At 72.2% G+C, this 1771-nt stretch carries 1 protein-coding gene; it reads right to left on the reverse strand.

Features of this window, described 5'->3' with window-relative positions; genetic code table 11:
- Positions 1–121: 121 nt before the first annotated feature.
- Positions 122–1645, reverse strand: coding sequence for a carbohydrate-binding protein (locus tag AC07DW_RS29605; RefSeq protein ID WP_478860753.1), 1524 nt, complete (start codon positions 1643–1645; stop codon positions 122–124).
- Positions 1646–1771 lie beyond the last annotated feature (126 nt).

Here is a 1771-nt window from a genome sequence, read left to right on the forward strand (position 1 = left end):
GCTTCCTCCCCCCTACCCCCTGAACCAAACCCCCACGAATCGGAACAACACCCCCCCCCCCCCCCCCCCCCCCCCCCCCCCCCCCCCGGGGCCGGATCGGCAGGCCGGGACGGGACTGGGGCTACGGCGTCACCGGGGTGCCGCCGAAGGTGACGACCAGTCGCCCGTCGGCGGCGAAGGACCACCCGAGGGCGCCGGCGTACGCGGAGCACCGGGACCCGTTGGAGCCGGACCAGAACTGGTTCGAGCCGTCGGCGTCGCCGACCACCTTGTCGTTGGTACCGCTGCCGCCGCGGCACGAGACGTTGTCCCGGAACACCGAGGTGCCGGCGTCGAACGAGTAGTTGCGCTGGGCGTTGTCGACGCCGGTGTTGCCCGACACCGCCATCCTGCCGGGGTTCCTGTTGTAGGTGAACCCGTGCTTGCCGTTCCGCACGGCGAAGCTGCGCCGCACGATGTGGTCGACCGCGATGTCCTCGCCGCCGAGCTTGTAGCCGTTGCGGTCGCCGTTCGAGTTGACCGTGCCGTCGCTCAGGGTGCCGTTGGTGTGCGCGAGGGAGTCCTCGATGGTCACCGGCCCGATGGGACCCGTGTCCGTCTTGGTGTAGAGGTCCCAGCCGTCGTCGATGTTGTGATGGGCCACGGCGTACCGGAAGACGTTCCCGGGACCGACGGTGAGCTTCGCGGCGAAGCCGTCGGCGTCCTCGCCGTCGGAGTCGGCGTTGTCGTGCGACTCCGCGCTCAGCACCAGGTTGTGGGACGGCCACTGTTCACGGGGGGTGGTGGAGGCCGCCCGGGACAGTTGCAGACCGGTGTCGCGGTTGAAGCGGGTCACCGTGCGCTCGAAGACGTTGTTGCTGCCGCCGACGAAGATGCCGTTGTCCCCGGCGCGCTCGACGACGACCCCGGAGACGTGCCAGTACGACCCGTTGACGGCGAGCCCGCGGTTCGCCGGGTCCTCCGCCATGGCCGAGAAGTCGAGCACCGGGGTCTCGCCGGGGTAGGCGGACAGCTTGGTGCGTGCGGCGGCGGTGCCGTTGTTGCCCTGCGGGATGGTGACCGTCCGCGCGTAGCGGTAGGTGCCGCCGCGCAGGAGGATCGTTCCGCCGGGAGCTGTCCGGGCGATCGCCGAGGTGAGCGTCGTCGGGTCCGCCTGCGTCCCGGCCGCGCCGTCGGCGCCGTTGGGTGCCACGTACAGCGCGGAGCCGGACGGCGGCGGCACCGTGCCGACCACCTCGGCGTCGAGGTGGTCGAGGTTCGGCAGGCCACCGGAGGTGGTCGGGGTGAGCCGGACGGTGTTGCCGCCCGCCCGCAGCGGGACGGTGAGCGTCTTCGTGGTCCACCCCGTCCACGTACCGGTGCTCCCGAACGACGCCGAGGCGGCCGGCGAGCCGTTCACCGTGATGTCGGCCGGCCGTACGGCGGTGGTCCCGTTCGCGAAGCGCACCGCCAGCGTCGCGGTGCCGGCCTGCGGTGCGTCCACGGTGAACTGGACCGCCGCGCCGACGGCGTTCCGGCCGTTGCAGAAGCCGGTTCCCGAGTAGCCGGCGTAGGTGGAGTCGATGGTGCCGTCACAGGTGGCGGGCGCGCGCTCGGCCTCGTAACGGGTCGTCGCGGCGGTGGCCGTGGTGGCGGGCAGCGCCACCACGGCACCGGCCGCCAGGGCGGCGCACGCGAGTAACGACCTTGGGGGAAATACGGGGCGGCCCGGCCCGTGACATGAGAAGGGCCGTGCGGGTTGGGTGAGTTGTGATGCTTACCTGGGCCCGCA

It is taken from the genome of Streptomyces sp. NPDC045701 (assembly GCF_056432045.1).